This is a genomic window from Nocardia sp. NPDC056000 (assembly GCF_042269265.1).
Taxonomy (GTDB): domain Bacteria; phylum Actinomycetota; class Actinomycetes; order Mycobacteriales; family Mycobacteriaceae; genus Nocardia.
On the sequence record NZ_JBHJXS010000003.1, the window covers coordinates 479,200 to 492,747 of the forward strand.

A 13,548-nucleotide genomic window follows, 5' to 3' on the forward strand; every position below is an offset into this window, starting at 1 on the left:
TCGAGGAGATGCCCATGGTCAAGCGGGTTCCGAAGGGCCGGGTGGCCCGGGGTCGCAAACTCGGCATGCTCGCGGCCGGGCAGGCCGCGCGCGGCGCGACCGCCCGGCTGTCCATGATCGGCCGTTCGGAACACGCCCGTGAGGTGCTCTCGCGTCGTTCGACCCTGGACAGTGCCGAACAGCTCGTCGACGTGCTCGGCAATATGAAGGGCGCGGCCATGAAACTCGGCCAGATGCTCGCGGTGATCGATCTGGATCTGGTGCCCGAATCGCATCGGGAGCGGTTCCGCGCCAAGCTGGCGCTGCTGTGCGATCAGGCCCAGGTGATGCCGTTCTCGACTATGCGCGGCGTGCTCGAGGACGAATACGGCTCGCTCGGCAGGGTTTTCCGGGATTTCGACGAGGATCCGATCGCGTCGGCGTCGATCGGCCAGGTGTACCGGGCGGTGCTGCGCGACGGTCGCGAAGTCGCGATCAAGGTGCAGTATCCGGGGGTGGAGAAGGCGGTCCGGTCCGATCTGCGCAATCTCGCGCTGTTCGTGAAGCTTTGGAAGTCCATGTGGCCGGCGCTGTCCAGTAGCGCGTTGATCGACGAGATCACCCGCAACCTGGAGGCCGAACTCGACTACGGCCGTGAGGCGCGCACACAGCGTCTGGTGGCCGAGCACTATCGCGGGCACCCGTACATCGTGGTGCCGGACAGTGTGCTCGAACACTGCTCGGATCGGATTCTGGTCACCGAGTACCTGACCTCGAAACCGTTCGGGCACATGCAAACTCTGCCTGACGCCGACCGCGACCATATCGGCGAGGTGATCTATCGCTTCTATATCGGATCGCTGTTCGAGCGCGGTGAGTTCTGCGGAGATCCGCATCCCGGCAATGTGCTGCTGGCGTCCGATGGACGGGTCGGATTCATCGATTTCGGTCTCTACAACCGCATGGGTCCCGCCGATATCGAATTCGAGCGACAGGTGGCGCGGGCGGCGGTGGAGCATCGCGCCGATGATCTCTACGCGCTGCTGCTGGCGCGCGGCATCGTCGATCCGGCGGCCGGGGTTGATCCGGTGCAGTGCCTCGAATACATCTGGGCCGCATCGGAATGGAATCTGGCCGATCAGGAGCTCACCGTCACCCCCGATCTGGCCACCGGGGCGCTGCTGGCCGCGGTGGATCCGCGCCTGGCCGAGTTCAGCGGTATGCGGCATCAGATGCTGCCGCCCGAGCATGTGTTCTCGCGGCGCGCGGACTTCCTGACCTTCGGACTTCTCGGGCAGTTGGTGGCGACCCGGAATTGGCATCGCATCGCCCGGGAGTGGGTCTACGGCGATGAACCGGTCACCGAGATCGGCCGCACGCTGGCGCGGCGGGCGAGCGCCGGAAAGGGCGTGTGAACACAGCGACCGGCGTGGCGTTGGCCAATTGCACAAATCCGGATAATGTCAGTACCTGGAATGCGCGGTATTCCCGCCCGCCCATGACTGACAACGGAGGAAGTGTGGCCGCTCGAAAGGTGCTGACCCGGGCCGAAAGCCAGGCACTGACGCGGGAAGAGCTGATCGAGGCCGCGGAACGCCTGTTCTACGCCGACGGCTACCACGCCACCTCCCTGGCCGCGATCGCCGCCGAGGCCGGTCGCACCATCGGTGCGGTCTACAGCAATTTCGACAGCAAGGAGGCGCTCTGCCTCGAAGTGCTGCGCAGCTGGGCGACGGCGCGAATGTCGCGGCTGGCCAATTCGATCGCCGCCACCGACGGATCGCTGGAACAGCGGCTGGATGCCATCGCCACCTGGTGGGACCGGGAATTGGTCAACGATAACGCGCCCCTGATCCTGGCCGCCGAATACGGCATCAGCGTGCTGCGCGATCCGGCACAGCAGGCCCGCGCCGTCGAAGCGTGTGAGCGACTGGTGGATTCGGGCCGGGTGCTGATCCTGGACCATCTGCCCGAGAGCGCGGCCGAAGCCGGGCAACTGCTGGAGGACGGGGTGCACGGTGTGCTCGCCGCGGGCATCGGCTTGGCGGCGGGCGGCGTGACCGGGCTGACCCCGCCCGGCCGATCCAGCAGCATCCTCACCGCGACAATCGAATTCTGGTTGCAGCGGCTGGGCGCGGCGGTGGGCGGTGCGTCCGCCGGGTGATACCGCGCAACGTGAATGCGGCCAGCGCCAGCATCCAGAGACTCCACAGCACATAGCCGAGGAAATTGAGCTGCTGTGCGCCCGGGATATGCCACGGTGCGGCGATACCGGTCAGGATGAGGGCCGCTGCGGCGATGCCCGAATAGATGAACCAGCGCGGGAAACCGTTGCGCGACAGCGCCGTTGCCACGAGCAGGGTCCATGCGGCGGTCAACGCGTAGCCGCCGGTCTCGCCCAGCGCCGAGCCGAGTATCAGATTCGCCAGCTCGAATTGATGTGTCGCGGAAGCGTTCTCGGCCGCGTGTGTGGCGCGGTCGGCCAGGGTCGGCACCAGCAGTGGCCAGCGCAGCAGGCCGATCAGCTGAACCAGGCCCGCCGCGATTCCGGCGCGCACCGCCCAGCGCATGCGCGGGGAGTCGTCGAGACGGCCGATCATGATCGCGATGGGGATGAACAGCGCCGCACCGAACGCCAGCAGCGAGAACCAGGACACCACGGCGGTCTCGTGCGCCCGGAACAGTGCCAGGACATCCTCGCTCGGACGGGACAGCACCTTCGGATAGTCGAACACCGCGCCCAAGCCGATGAATCCGGCGTTCATGCTCAGCACGGCCGCCACGATCGGGATCGCTATCCGAGCCGGAGACGTCGACGTGGTCATCGCCGCGGCTCCATTCCCCGCTGGGCGGTGTCGCCACGGAAAGCGTCGACGGTCCGGCGCATGCTCTCCTCGAGCGGGGTCCCTTCGAGATCGAAATGCTTTGTCGCGGAGGCGGAATCCATGATGAACGGGCGGTCGAACTGATAGCGCAGCTCCCGCATCTCACGGGCGGCCGGAACGAACAGGCCCGCCGACCAGAGCAGCGCCGCGGGCATCCGCATCACCCTGGCCGGTGCCACGCCCGCGACCGCCGCGAGCAGATCGGCGAGAGCGCGCACCGACACCGGGGGAGCGGACGGCACATGCCACGCCCTGCCCCAGGCGGTCCCCGGATGCTCGGGGCCGGAACCGTGGCGGGTGAGCAGGCGAACCCGCGCACCGCCGGTCGCGAGTTGGAGTGCGGTGGCGGTGCCGACGGGGCCCGCTCCGATCACGATGTGCAGGGGCATGAGGTGCTCGATCCGTTCGGGGAAGACTGTTCCGAGAACACTGTTCTCGGGATGGCTCAACGGTAAGCGAGCACGGCGTTCGGAGTCAAGAACAGTGTTCTCTCAACCATCTACCGTTCTCGAACTCGTCGACTGTTCTCTATACTGCGGAGATGTCCGCCGCATCCCTGCGCGCCCGCGTGCGCACCGAAATGATCGAGGAAATCAAGGTCGCCGCGCGCAAACGGCTGGCCACGGATGGCGCGGGGCTCTCGCTGCGCGGGGTCGCCCGCGATATGGGCATCGTCGCCTCGGCGCTGTACCGGTATTTCCCGAGTCGCGACGACCTGCTCACCGCGCTCATCCTGGAGAGCTACGAATCGCTCGGTGCGGCGGCCACGGCCGCGTGTGCGGCGGTGCCCGCCGATGATCATCGGGCTCGGTGGCTCGCCGTGTGCGCGGCGGTCCGGGAGTGGGCCACCGCCAACCCGGCCGAATACGGCCTGCTCTACGGCAGTCCCATCCCGGGCTATGACGCCCCGCGCGACACCATCGTGCCCGCCGCCACCGTGGTCCTGCTGCTCGCGGAGATCGCGGCCGCCGCGGAGGGCGCGGGCCGGTTGTCACCGCCGGTGTTCGCGACCGGCCTGCCCGATACCGTGCGCGGTGATCTCCGCATCCTCATCGACGAGCAGGGTTCGGGACTGTCCGAGGAGGTGCTCGATCGCGTATTCCTCGGCTGGACACAGCTTTTCGGCCTCGTCACCTTCGAGATCTTCGGGCGGCTCGGCGGCACGATCAATGCCGTCGGGGACTATTTCGACCATCAGATGAACCTCATGGCCGACCTGATCGGACTGCCCGGTTGATCGGTGGCCGTCGATCGCGGCCGCCACGACCGATGAATTTCGTTCCGCCGTTCCGTCGCAAGTGGTGAGCACGTCCATTCCTTACGGAGGAGAACCATGACCGCTGTACCCGCCCCCGAACTCGTCACCCTCGATCCCGCCGTCACGGCGGCCGTCCGCGCGACCGTGCCCATGGCGGGCCTGCGCGATTTCTACGATGCCTCGTTCGGTGCGCTGGCCAAGACCGTCGCCGCACAGCAGGTCGGGATCGCCGGTCCCGCATTCGGCCTCTATCGCGGGCCGGTCGCGGATCCGATCGATGTGGAGGTGGGATTCGCGGTCGACGGCGCGGTGGAGCCCGATGGCGCGGTCTTCGCGGGTGCGCTGCCCGGCGGCCGGGTCGCGCGGCTCGTGCACCTGGGTGGCTTCGACGGGCTGGGCGCTTCGTGGGCCCGGCTCGTGGCGTGGGTCGAGAGTCAGGGACTGACCGGCGCGGATCAGCGCTGGGAGGTGTACGTGACCGAGCCGTCGCCGGAGATGGATCCGAATGATCTTCGTACGGAACTGAATTGGCCGATTGCCGAGTGAGGTTGTCATCGCGACCCGCAGGTATCGGCGCGAACCCTTGACTTTCCTACCGGGAAAGTGAGACTCTACTTTCCTGATAGGAAAGTAGGGAATCGTCATGGAGAACGTTGCTCCGGATCAGGCTCGCGCCGCTCTCGAGGCGGCCGAGCGAGCGCGGCGTCAGGTAGCCGATGAGGTCGGATTGCCGCGCGCGTACTGGTGGGGAATGGCGGCCGGCTGGATCGTGCTGGGCGTGATCGGCGATCTCGGGCCGGAATGGCTGGTATCGGTCGCCACGCTCGTCTTCGGCGCGGGGCACGCGTTCGTGGCCTCGCGACTGCTGGACGGGCGGCGGCGCACCGGCGGCGTGCGGGTGTCGGCGGATGTGGCCGGGCGGCGCACGCCCCTCGTGGTGATCGTCATGCTGTTCGGATTCGTCTGCGTGACAATCGGTTCGGCGTTCGCGCTCAATGCCGACGGCGCGCGGCATCCGGGCATCTGGGCGGCGGTGATCGTCGCGGCGATCATCGGATTCGGCGGGCCGGAGCTGTTGCGGGTGCTGCGTCGCTGGGCGCGCGCATGACCGAGGCGCGGTTCGACGAATTGATTCACCCCAGCACCCGGCTCTCGCTGGTCGCGACCCTCGCCGCGGCCGACTGGGCGGAATTCGCCTTCCTCAAGGATCGTCTGGGGCTCTCGGATTCGGCCCTGTCCAAACAGCTCGCGACGCTCGAGGAAGCGGGCTACATCGGTACCGAGCGCCGCCTGGACGGCAGTCGCCGCAAGGTGCGCGCCCGGTTGACCGATGCGGGGCGGGAAGCCTTCCTCGGCCACATCGCCGCACTGCGGGAGATCGTGGCCGGGGTGGCTCCGGATGAATCAGCGCAGTTCGCCGTAGGCGGTGAGGATGCGGTGGATCGACGAGGTGACCGGTAGTTCGCCATCGAGCGGAATCCAGCGGTAGCCGCCGTAGTTGGTGAGCCGGATCGGGGCCACATTCGCCACTTCGACCGCGAAATGTTCGCGGCGGACCGGCTTTCCGGCATTGTCCAGATAGTCGAAACTGCCGACGTGCGCGGTGATGTCGGTGACCGTGAGTCCGGTCTCCTCGAGTACCGCCCGCGCCACCGCGGCGGCTAGTGCTTCACCGGGGCGCACCGTTGTGCCCGGTAGGTTCAGCGGCCGGCGGCCCGCCACGTATTCCTCGCGCTCCAGCAACAGCACAGCGCCGTTGTTCTCCAGCACGACGCCGATGCGCAATGCGACCGCATCGGTCTCGGCTTTCGCCTGTAGTTCGGTCAGCACCGATCCGCCGATCGATTGCCGGGGAGAAACCTCGAAATCCCACACTTCGCACCCACATCCCGTACCGCCGGACTCCATCGACCGGCACAGTTTCTACGCTACCGCTGGAAAACCACTGGAAGCCAAGCCGATCCGGACTTTCGGCGCATCTCCGCAGTACGGGCGGGTGCGCCGAAAAGTTTAATGCGTCCGGTACCGGCTGTCACAGTGTCCCGAAGCCTAGTTCACGCCGCTGACAGGAATGCACCGGTTCCGATTTCAGGTCAGCGCCGCGGCCAGACTGTCGGTGGCCTGTATCAGCCACTCCGGATCGCCGTGCCGCCGCCCCCACAGCGCCTCGCGGACGGCACCGGCCTGGGTCCAGCGCCGGGCCCGATCGATATCGATCTCGGCTGCCGCGCAATAGATATCGAGCAGCCGGAGCACGCCCGCCCGCAAATCCGGTGCGCGCAGCAGGGACTCGAAGCGCGGGCTGCGAATGACATTGAGCGCGTCCTGCGCCGGATCGCCGATATGGCCCTTGGGGTCGATCGCGAGCCACGGCTCCCGCTCCGAGGCCAGAATGTTCCCGTCGTGCAGGTCGCCGTGCACGAGCAGGCCGGGCTGATCCGGGCCGAGTTCGCGTAGGGTGGCGAGGGCGGCATCGAGGACGGTGCTCGGGATGGGGTGATCGAATTCCGCTGCGGTGGAGAGCATCTCGTCCTCCCAGCGACCCACCTGATCCGAGAGCCGCGGTAGCGGGAAGGGCGGCTCGACCGCGAGTCGACGCGAGAGCCGCCCCTGGATCCGCACGGCTCGCTCAGGATCGCGCACCGTGGCGAGGGTGCGAAACTCCGCGCGTTCCAACAGCATCGCGAACCGCTCGTCATCGCGTTCGAAGAGCCGCAGCGCTCCGCGCCCGTCCCATGCGGTGTAGGCGTCCGGCTCATGCGCGTTGCCCGGATGTGGGAAGGAGACCTTGATCACCGCGGCGGTCGCTCCGCGATGGCGCACCGGCACCACCACCCCGACCATGCCGTGCAATACCGGACCGTCCGGGGCGCAGTGCCAGCGCCACATCAGCTCATCCACCATCCGGGGCAGGGTCGCGATCCACGCCCGCCCGGCCTCGCCCTCCCGCGCGATCGTGCTGTGCGCGAATCCCTCCGGAATTTCGATCATGAGGCGGCGGGGTTGCAGTTGCACAATGCGGGCTCGGGAACGCTAGGCATTTCCCAATAGTAGGGAAAAACCCAGCGTGGAACCGTTGTGCATATGACGACGCAATGGTGCGCGGTCCCCTCGGCGCGAGGGGGCAGGGGGCGGTTCACCGCCCGGGACGGTTGGATTCTGGTGGCGGTCACGCTGGTGGTCACCGTGGTGCTGGCGGTGCTGCCGTCCGGCCGCGCGCAGGCCGCCCCGATTCTCGGGCCCGCACTGCCCGCGCCCGCCGGATTCGGTTTGCCCGCCGGGTACGTGCCGAGCCCGAGTCCGTATCAGACCGGGTATGACATCGCGCAGAACGTCCGGATGAGTGATGGCGTCGAATTGCACGCCTCGATCCGCTATCCGCTGGATCCGGTGACGCAGCAGCCCGCGAAAGGCCCGTTCCCCGTTGTGCTTTCGGTGACACCGTACGGCGCGTACAACGGGCTGCTGGTGTCCGCGATCGGCGGGGTGTTCGAGGAGTACAACCTGCCGGTGCCGGGTGATCTGGGTGGGGTGATCAATTCGGTATCGCAGGAGGTGAGCGCACCGGTCGATCTGGTCAATCGCGGATACATCAATGTCATCGCCGATGTGCGCGGTACCGGGGCGTCGAATGGCCAGTGGTCGCCGATCAGCGATCGCAATGCCCAGGACATCAAGGAATTGGTGGACTGGAGTTCACGGCTGCCGAATTCCAGCGGCAAGGTCGGCATGTTCGGCTATTCGTTCCCGGGCGTGGAGGCCATGCACGCGGCCACCACGATCGGTGAGAATTCGCCGCTGAAGGCGATTTTCGCGATGAACACCGATTACGACCTGCTCCAGGATGTGCTCGGGGACGGGCAGTGGGCGCCGCTGATCTCGCTGTTCGTGGTGATCTGGCCGGGTCTGTGGTTGCAGTACGCGAATCTGTGGGAGGCGGCGCTGGTGGAACCGCAGCGCGCCCTGGGCATTGTCATCGATCGGCTGCGGGGTCTGATCGGCGACAATGGCCAGGGTGTGCTCGGAATCGCCGCGAATCTGCTGACCTCGGGGTTGAACGCCGATAATCCGATTGTCGGGCCGCGGCTGCTGTCGAACGATATCGCGAATATCGTGCACAACGATGTCGCGGTGTACGCCGTCGGCGGTGACGCCGATATATTCCAGGGCGCGACGTTCAAACTCTATTCGGCATTGCAGAACGCGGCGGCGGGCCGCGATCCGTACGGTCCGATGCCCGCGAACGCGAAACCCGATCCGCGCTACCAGATCCTGCAGGGTCCGTGGCCGCATGTCACCACCGGTTTCGCGCCGACCGGACGCATCCGCACCGAGGAGCACACCGCGGCCTGGTTCGATCACTGGCTCAAGGACATCGACAATGGCGTCGATCGAAACAGCGTCCCGCTCAATGTGATCGACGCGAACGGCAACGCGCTCAGCACGAGCGTGTATCCCTTCACCGAAACCACGCCGACCAGCTACTACCTGGACGGCAACCGGCTGTCGAGCAGTCCGCCGAGCGGTGATCAGACGCCGGATCGCTGGGACTACTCACTGATCAACAATCCGTGCAGCCGGGAGTTCAGCAAGGCCACCGGCGGCATCCTGGACTTCGTGCTCAACCTGCTGTCCCTGGGCAATCTGCACGACCCGTGCGCACAGACCGAAGTCGGCCCGCAGAACGGATTGACCTACAGCACAGCGCCATTCGATCAGGCCATGACCCTGGCGGGTCCGATCACCGCCAACCTGTTCGCCAGCTCGACCGCCACCGACGCCGCCTTCGACGTCGCCGTCGAGGACGTCGCCCCCGACGGCAGTGTCCGCCAGCTCACCGAGGGTGCGCTCACCGCCACCCGCCGCGCGGTCGACGAGGACCGTTCCTGGCGCACCGCCGACGGCACCCTCTACGCCGTCGTGCACCAGAACACCTCCACCTCGGTCCAGCCGCTGGTCCCGGGTGAGGTGACCGAATTCCAAGTCCGAGTCTTCCCCACGGTCCAGAAGCTGGACGCGGGCCACAGCCTGCGAATCCGCATCTCCAGCAGTAACTTCCCGGCCACCATGCCGCACCCGCTGGATATCCCGGGCCTGCTCGGCTCGACGGTCAATATCGAACACTCCGCCCGTTTCCCCTCGAAAATCGTTCTCCCGCTTGGACCGGCAAGCGCGACCGCCTGGCGGTAGCGAACCCTGCGAGTGCTGACACACTGTCCAGGTGATCAGCACCCGCAGGGAACGCGCCCTGGCGTCGCTGCGCGGACTGGCCGTGGGCGACGCCTTCGGCGCATGTTTCGACGACCCGATCAACCACCCCGCGCTGCGCTCGCGCGCACTGCTGCCCGGCCCGTGGCTCTGGACCGATGACACCGAGATGGCATGCTCGATCTTCGCCATCCTGGACGCGCACGACCGGATCGACCAGGACGCGCTGGCGAAATCCTTCGCCGAGCACTACGACATCTATCGCCGTTACGGTCCCGGCACCAGCCGAATTCTGCGCCGGATCCGCCAGAAGGGTGAGCCCTGGCGGGAACTCGCGCCGTTGGCGCGGGGCGGGAGCGGTTCCTGGGGTAATGGCGCTGCCATGCGTATCGCACCGTTGGGGGCCTATTTCGCCGATGATCCGGATCGGGTCGTCGCCGAGGCCGCCGCCTCCGCGGAAGTCACCCATACCCATCCTGATGCGGTATCCGGCGCGATCGCCGTGGCCATTGCCGCAGCCATTGTGGCAGCCCGGCCGGAGGTGCGAGGCGATGAACTCCTCGCGGCGGTGGCCGCTCGCACACCTTCGGGCCCCGTTCGCGAGGGTATTCAGCACGCCCGGGCCCTGCGCGATTCCGCAACGGCCGCAGCGGAATTGGGGGTCGGCCACAAGACCTCGGCTCTCGATACCGTTCCGTTCTGCCTCTGGGTGGTCGCCCGTCACAGCGATTCCTTCGAACAAGCCTGCTGGACGGCTGCGGGGGCGGGTGGTGATATCGACACCACCTGCGCGATTATCGGCGGGGTTCTGGCTGCCCGATCGGAGTCGAGTAGTCCTCCACCGCACTGGCTTTCGCGCTGTGAGCCGTTGCCGGGGTGGGCGGGGGCAGGAATAGGCTCAGGGCCACCGCGGGCAGGGGAATGAAACACAGGGCGGTGAGGACGGATTCGGGGCCGTGGCGGTCGGCCAGTGCGCCCAGGAGGGGGACGAAGAGGCCGCCCGCGCTGACGGCCAGGCCGAGGGTGACGCCGGAGGCGGTGCCGGGTTTGGTGGGGAGGTAGTCCTGGCCGAGTTTGACCAGGACCGCGAAGGGGATGTTGACCGTGATGCCGACCAGGATTGCGGGTAGCAGGGCCAGTTCTGGGCTGGGGGTGACGCGCAGCAGGGTGAAGGCGGGAATGGCGGCGGCGCTGCCGAATTGGATGGTTCGGAGCATGCTGACGCGGTCGGCGAGGCGGCCGCCGGTCAGGGTGCCCAGGACGCCACCGGTGAGGAATGCGGTCAGGGCCATACCGCCCAGGGTCTGACCCGAGCCCAGATGGTTGATCCAGTACAGGGCGATGAAGGTGTTCACGCCGAAGAATATGATCGAGCGGACCACCTCGACGGCGGTCAGCAGCAGGAACGGGGCCCAGCGGTCGCGGCCGTCGATAGTGTTCGCCGCGAACGTCTTTCGCTCCGGACGCTGCTGATATCGCCACAGCACGAAACCCATCAGGGCCGCGGGCGGGATGAACAGCGCGGTCGCACCTACTCCGAGTGAGACCAGTGCGGGTGTGGCCAGCGCCGGGGCCAGGAAGAATCCGATACTGCCGCCCGCGGCGAACAGGCTCATGGCGGTGGCGCTCGCACCCGCGTCCCGGCGCGCATCCCGCCCGGCGGCCGGATGGAATGCGGCGATTCCGAGTCCGGACAGCAGTAGGAGCAGCCACACCATCGGATAGCTCGGCGCGACACCCGAGAGCCCCGCGCCCAGTCCCGCGAGCGCGAGTCCGGCGGGTGCCATCCAGGTCAGCCGCCAGCGATCGGCGATCAGGCCCAGCAGCGGTTGCGGTAGAGCGCTTCCGAGCGTGGCCGCGAGCGCCAATCCGGACGCGGCGACATAGCTGTACTCCCGTTCCAGCACGAAGAACGGAATGCTCGCGGGCACCAGCCCCTGATAGAAGTCGTCCACCGCGTGTGCGATCACCCAGTGCCGCATGCGTTTCCATGCCGAGCGCACCGAATCCCGCTGCTCGACGCCGATTTCCGTACTCGTCACAACCGCCCCTTCCTCGATGGTCGAGGATCAGCGTAGGAATTCCGGTGGCTGTCGGGCTTCCGATAAAATGCCGGAGTATGTCGATAATCGGCCAATACGATCCCGAGGCCACCGCGGCGCAGTATCTGCGCGGCGGCGCGCGGATCGATCGGCATCGCCATCTCGATCACCAGATCGTCTATCCCAGTTCGGGCGCGGCCGAAGTGCACACCGATCGCGGTCGCTGGATCGCCCCCGCCGACCGGGCCGTATGGATTCCCGCGGGCTGCTGGCACGAACACCATTTCCACGGCCCCACCAGCTTCCACTGCGTCGGCTTCGCCCCCGACGGACCCGATCGCGGCACCCCCACCGTGATCACGGTGTCACCCCTGCTGCGCGAATTGATCATGACCTGCTCGGACCCCGAAGACCTGCCCGCCGACGAACTGGCCCGCCTCCGCCGAGTCCTGCTCGATCGCATCCGCCGCAGCCCCGACCAGCATTTACAGCTCCCCGCCGCCCGTGACGAACGCCTTCGCGCTGCCTGCGCACTGGTCGAGGAGGACCTCTCGACCCCGTGGTCGCTGCCCGACCTCGCCCGCCGGGTCGGCGCGGGCGAGCGCACCTTGGCCCGCCTCTTCCGCACCGAATTCGCCCTGACCTATCCGCAGTGGCGAACTCGCCTGCGGCTGCACCACGCGGTACAACTGCTCGCCGATGACATCCCCGTCTCCACGGTCGCTCATCGCTGTGGCTGGTCCACCCCCAGCGCCTTCATCGACGTCTACCGCCAAGCCCTCGGCCATACCCCGGGATCCCGCGTGCGCAGGCCGTGATCCGGTCACCGGCCACGTGGTCTATGTTGCGCCGGTAGCTATTTCGATATTTCGGGGGAGTGATGGCGGACATCGCCGAGCAGTGGGATTCGATACGCGAGGTTGTCACCCGCGGACGGAAGACGACCGGGCATTTCGCGATCGCTTCGGTGGACGATGACGGGATGCCGAATGTGACGCCGGTCGGAACGGTGTTTTTGCGGGATGACCGCAGCGGGTTCTACTTCGACCAGTACACGAACGCGTTGGCGCGCAACGTGGATGCCGGTTCGCGAGTGTGCCTGCTGGCGGTGGACAGCGGTTCGCTGTTCTGGTTCCGGTCGCTGCTGACGGGCCGGTTCCGGACACCGCCCGGGGTGCGGCTGTACGGCACGGTGGGCCCCAAGCGATTGGCGAATGCGGCTGAGCTCGAACAGGTTCGGCGGCGGGTGCGGCCGATGCTCGCACTCAGGGGCGGGCGTTTGCTGTGGTCGGATTTCGCCTATGTCCGCGATATCGAATTCACGAGTTTCCGATGGGTGCGGTATCCGGTGATGATGGGGGAGTGAGCGCGAACCCGGCAGGAGTGCTCGACGGAATGGCCTAACGGGCCGACACTGGGGCGCATGGATGATCTCGTGGTGGAGCGGGTGGGCCGGGGGCCGGCGGTAATGCTGGTGCACGGCGGTGCGGGGCCGAGGACCACGTGGGCGGGCATGGCGGCGTTGGCGGAGCGCTGGACGGTGCTGTCGGTATATCGGCGGGGGTTCGAGCCCAGTCCGCCGGTGTGCGAGCGGCATGATTTCGAGGTCGATGCCGCGGATCTCGCGGCGCTGTTCCGGGCGCATCGCCCGCATGTGGTGGCGCATTCGTATGGGACGCTCGGGACGCTGTTGGCGGCGGCCCGTGATCCCGCGAGTGTGCGGTCGCTGACGATTATCGAACCGCCGCTGTATTTCGTCGCGCCCGATGATCCCGATGTGGTCCGGCTGCGCGGTATCGGTGACGCCGTGCTCACCGATGGTCTTGCCGCCGAACCGGATTCGCTGCGCGAGTTCCTCACGCTCGCGGGTTCCCCGGGGATCGGTCCCGGACCACTGCCCGAGCCGGTGCGGGCGGCCGTGCGGCGCGCGCAGTACGCGCGGCTGCCCGGTGAGATTCGGATCGATCTGGAGGCATTGCGCGCCGGCGGCATTCCCGCGCTGGTGGTCTCGGGTGCGCATACGGCCGGGCTGGAGCGAATCTGTGACGGGCTCGCCGCGGCCCTGGGTGCGGAGCGGTTGATCGCACCGGGTGCGGGGCATTTCGTCGCGGCGGCGCCGGGTTTCACCGAGCGGCTGGAACGGTTCCTCATCGCCGTTCCGGATACGCCGCGATAG

At 67.4% G+C, this 13,548-nt stretch carries 15 protein-coding genes and 1 pseudogene; 11 read left to right on the top strand and 5 right to left on the bottom strand.

The features are described 5' to 3' along the window. The first annotated feature begins 14 nt into the window (after positions 1-14). Both ACFC4D_RS10790 and ACFC4D_RS10795 read left to right on the top strand, forming a co-directional pair. Complete coding sequence (locus ACFC4D_RS10790; protein ID WP_376062551.1) at positions 15-1,394, top strand: ABC1 kinase family protein; 1,380 nt, start codon at positions 15-17, stop codon at positions 1,392-1,394. Between the two features lie 104 nt (positions 1,395-1,498). Then, the gene (locus ACFC4D_RS10795; RefSeq protein WP_375952606.1) at positions 1,499-2,143 is read left to right on the top strand and encodes a TetR/AcrR family transcriptional regulator; all 645 of its coding nucleotides are present in this window, start codon (positions 1,499-1,501) and stop codon (positions 2,141-2,143) included. Here ACFC4D_RS10795 and ACFC4D_RS10800 read toward each other — a convergent pair. Both ACFC4D_RS10800 and ACFC4D_RS10805 read right to left on the bottom strand, forming a co-directional pair. Beyond that, positions 2,076-2,804, bottom strand: coding sequence for a DUF4386 domain-containing protein (locus ACFC4D_RS10800; RefSeq protein ID WP_376062552.1), 729 nt, complete (start codon positions 2,802-2,804; stop codon positions 2,076-2,078). The genes ACFC4D_RS10795 and ACFC4D_RS10800 overlap by 68 nt on opposite strands. Continuing rightward, positions 2,801-3,253, bottom strand: coding sequence for a hypothetical protein (locus ACFC4D_RS10805; RefSeq protein ID WP_376062553.1), 453 nt, complete (start codon positions 3,251-3,253; stop codon positions 2,801-2,803). The genes ACFC4D_RS10800 and ACFC4D_RS10805 overlap by 4 nt, the downstream gene beginning before the upstream one ends. A 152-nt stretch (positions 3,254-3,405) precedes the next feature. Here ACFC4D_RS10805 and ACFC4D_RS10810 point away from each other — a divergent pair, with 152 nt between their 5' ends. From ACFC4D_RS10810 to ACFC4D_RS10825, 4 genes are all read left to right on the top strand, one after another. Further along, entirely contained in the window at positions 3,406-4,101 is a 696-nt protein-coding gene (locus tag ACFC4D_RS10810) for a TetR/AcrR family transcriptional regulator (RefSeq protein WP_376062554.1), read from the top strand. Positions 4,102-4,197: 96 nt separating this feature from the next. Further along, a complete protein-coding gene (locus ACFC4D_RS10815; RefSeq protein WP_376062555.1) occupies positions 4,198-4,668 on the top strand; it encodes a GyrI-like domain-containing protein in 471 nt (156 codons plus the stop codon). A gap of 97 nt (positions 4,669-4,765) precedes the next feature. Then, the gene (locus tag ACFC4D_RS10820; RefSeq protein WP_376062556.1) at positions 4,766-5,230 is read left to right on the top strand and encodes a hypothetical protein; all 465 of its coding nucleotides are present in this window, start codon (positions 4,766-4,768) and stop codon (positions 5,228-5,230) included. Continuing rightward, complete coding sequence (locus tag ACFC4D_RS10825) at positions 5,227-5,583, top strand: winged helix-turn-helix domain-containing protein (RefSeq protein WP_375952590.1); 357 nt, start codon at positions 5,227-5,229, stop codon at positions 5,581-5,583. Before ACFC4D_RS10820 ends, ACFC4D_RS10825 begins: the two co-directional genes overlap by 4 nt. Here the strand turns inward: ACFC4D_RS10825 and ACFC4D_RS10830 are convergent. Both ACFC4D_RS10830 and ACFC4D_RS10835 read right to left on the bottom strand, forming a co-directional pair. Then, the gene (locus tag ACFC4D_RS10830) at positions 5,527-5,997 is read right to left on the bottom strand and encodes an NUDIX hydrolase (RefSeq protein WP_375952587.1); all 471 of its coding nucleotides are present in this window, start codon (positions 5,995-5,997) and stop codon (positions 5,527-5,529) included. The genes ACFC4D_RS10825 and ACFC4D_RS10830 overlap by 57 nt on opposite strands. A gap of 213 nt (positions 5,998-6,210) precedes the next feature. Beyond that, positions 6,211-7,113, bottom strand: coding sequence for an aminoglycoside phosphotransferase family protein (locus ACFC4D_RS10835; RefSeq protein ID WP_376062557.1), 903 nt, complete (start codon positions 7,111-7,113; stop codon positions 6,211-6,213). A gap of 93 nt (positions 7,114-7,206) precedes the next feature. On the opposite strand from ACFC4D_RS10835, the gene ACFC4D_RS10840 reads away from it, so the two are divergent. Next, the gene (locus tag ACFC4D_RS10840; RefSeq protein WP_376062558.1) at positions 7,207-9,312 is read left to right on the top strand and encodes a CocE/NonD family hydrolase; all 2,106 of its coding nucleotides are present in this window, start codon (positions 7,207-7,209) and stop codon (positions 9,310-9,312) included. An 82-nt stretch (positions 9,313-9,394) separates the two neighbouring features. After that, positions 9,395-10,093: pseudogene (locus ACFC4D_RS10845) on the top strand (ADP-ribosylglycohydrolase family protein); the annotation flags it as partial. A 31-nt stretch (positions 10,094-10,124) separates the two neighbouring features. On the opposite strand, the gene ACFC4D_RS10850 reads toward ACFC4D_RS10845, so the two are convergent. Next, positions 10,125-11,312 (bottom strand): MFS transporter, encoded by a 1,188-nt coding sequence (locus ACFC4D_RS10850; protein ID WP_376062719.1) that lies wholly within the window; start codon positions 11,310-11,312, stop codon positions 10,125-10,127. 137 nt (positions 11,313-11,449) lie between these two features. Here ACFC4D_RS10850 and ACFC4D_RS10855 point away from each other — a divergent pair, with 137 nt between their 5' ends. From ACFC4D_RS10855 to ACFC4D_RS10865, 3 genes are all read left to right on the top strand, one after another. Beyond that, the gene (locus ACFC4D_RS10855) at positions 11,450-12,190 is read left to right on the top strand and encodes a helix-turn-helix domain-containing protein (protein ID WP_375952578.1); all 741 of its coding nucleotides are present in this window, start codon (positions 11,450-11,452) and stop codon (positions 12,188-12,190) included. A gap of 62 nt (positions 12,191-12,252) precedes the next feature. Continuing rightward, positions 12,253-12,738, top strand: coding sequence for a pyridoxamine 5'-phosphate oxidase family protein (locus ACFC4D_RS10860; protein ID WP_364635124.1), 486 nt, complete (start codon positions 12,253-12,255; stop codon positions 12,736-12,738). 57 nt (positions 12,739-12,795) lie between these two features. Then, positions 12,796-13,548: an alpha/beta fold hydrolase gene (locus ACFC4D_RS10865; RefSeq protein WP_376062559.1), complete on the top strand. Its 753-nt coding sequence runs from the start codon at positions 12,796-12,798 to the stop codon at positions 13,546-13,548.

Excerpts from the sequence above, each read along its gene's own strand:
- ACFC4D_RS10805 (WP_376062553.1), bottom strand. The coding sequence starts at position 3,253 with ATGCCCCTGCACATCGTGATCGGAGCGGGCCCCGTCGGCACCGCCACC.
- ACFC4D_RS10825 (WP_375952590.1), top strand. The coding sequence starts at position 5,227 with ATGACCGAGGCGCGGTTCGACGAATTGATTCACCCCAGCACCCGGCTC.
- ACFC4D_RS10800 (WP_376062552.1), bottom strand. The coding sequence starts at position 2,804 with ATGACCACGTCGACGTCTCCGGCTCGGATAGCGATCCCGATCGTGGCG.
- ACFC4D_RS10840 (WP_376062558.1), top strand. The coding sequence starts at position 7,207 with ATGACGACGCAATGGTGCGCGGTCCCCTCGGCGCGAGGGGGCAGGGGG.
- ACFC4D_RS10865 (WP_376062559.1), top strand. The coding sequence starts at position 12,796 with ATGGATGATCTCGTGGTGGAGCGGGTGGGCCGGGGGCCGGCGGTAATG.
- ACFC4D_RS10860 (WP_364635124.1), top strand. The coding sequence starts at position 12,253 with ATGGCGGACATCGCCGAGCAGTGGGATTCGATACGCGAGGTTGTCACC.
- ACFC4D_RS10790 (WP_376062551.1), top strand. The coding sequence starts at position 15 with ATGGTCAAGCGGGTTCCGAAGGGCCGGGTGGCCCGGGGTCGCAAACTC.
- ACFC4D_RS10850 (WP_376062719.1), bottom strand. The coding sequence starts at position 11,312 with ATGCGGCACTGGGTGATCGCACACGCGGTGGACGACTTCTATCAGGGG.
- ACFC4D_RS10835 (WP_376062557.1), bottom strand. The coding sequence starts at position 7,113 with ATGATCGAAATTCCGGAGGGATTCGCGCACAGCACGATCGCGCGGGAG.
- ACFC4D_RS10810 (WP_376062554.1), top strand. The coding sequence starts at position 3,406 with ATGTCCGCCGCATCCCTGCGCGCCCGCGTGCGCACCGAAATGATCGAG.
- ACFC4D_RS10855 (WP_375952578.1), top strand. The coding sequence starts at position 11,450 with ATGTCGATAATCGGCCAATACGATCCCGAGGCCACCGCGGCGCAGTAT.
- ACFC4D_RS10815 (WP_376062555.1), top strand. The coding sequence starts at position 4,198 with ATGACCGCTGTACCCGCCCCCGAACTCGTCACCCTCGATCCCGCCGTC.
- ACFC4D_RS10820 (WP_376062556.1), top strand. The coding sequence starts at position 4,766 with ATGGAGAACGTTGCTCCGGATCAGGCTCGCGCCGCTCTCGAGGCGGCC.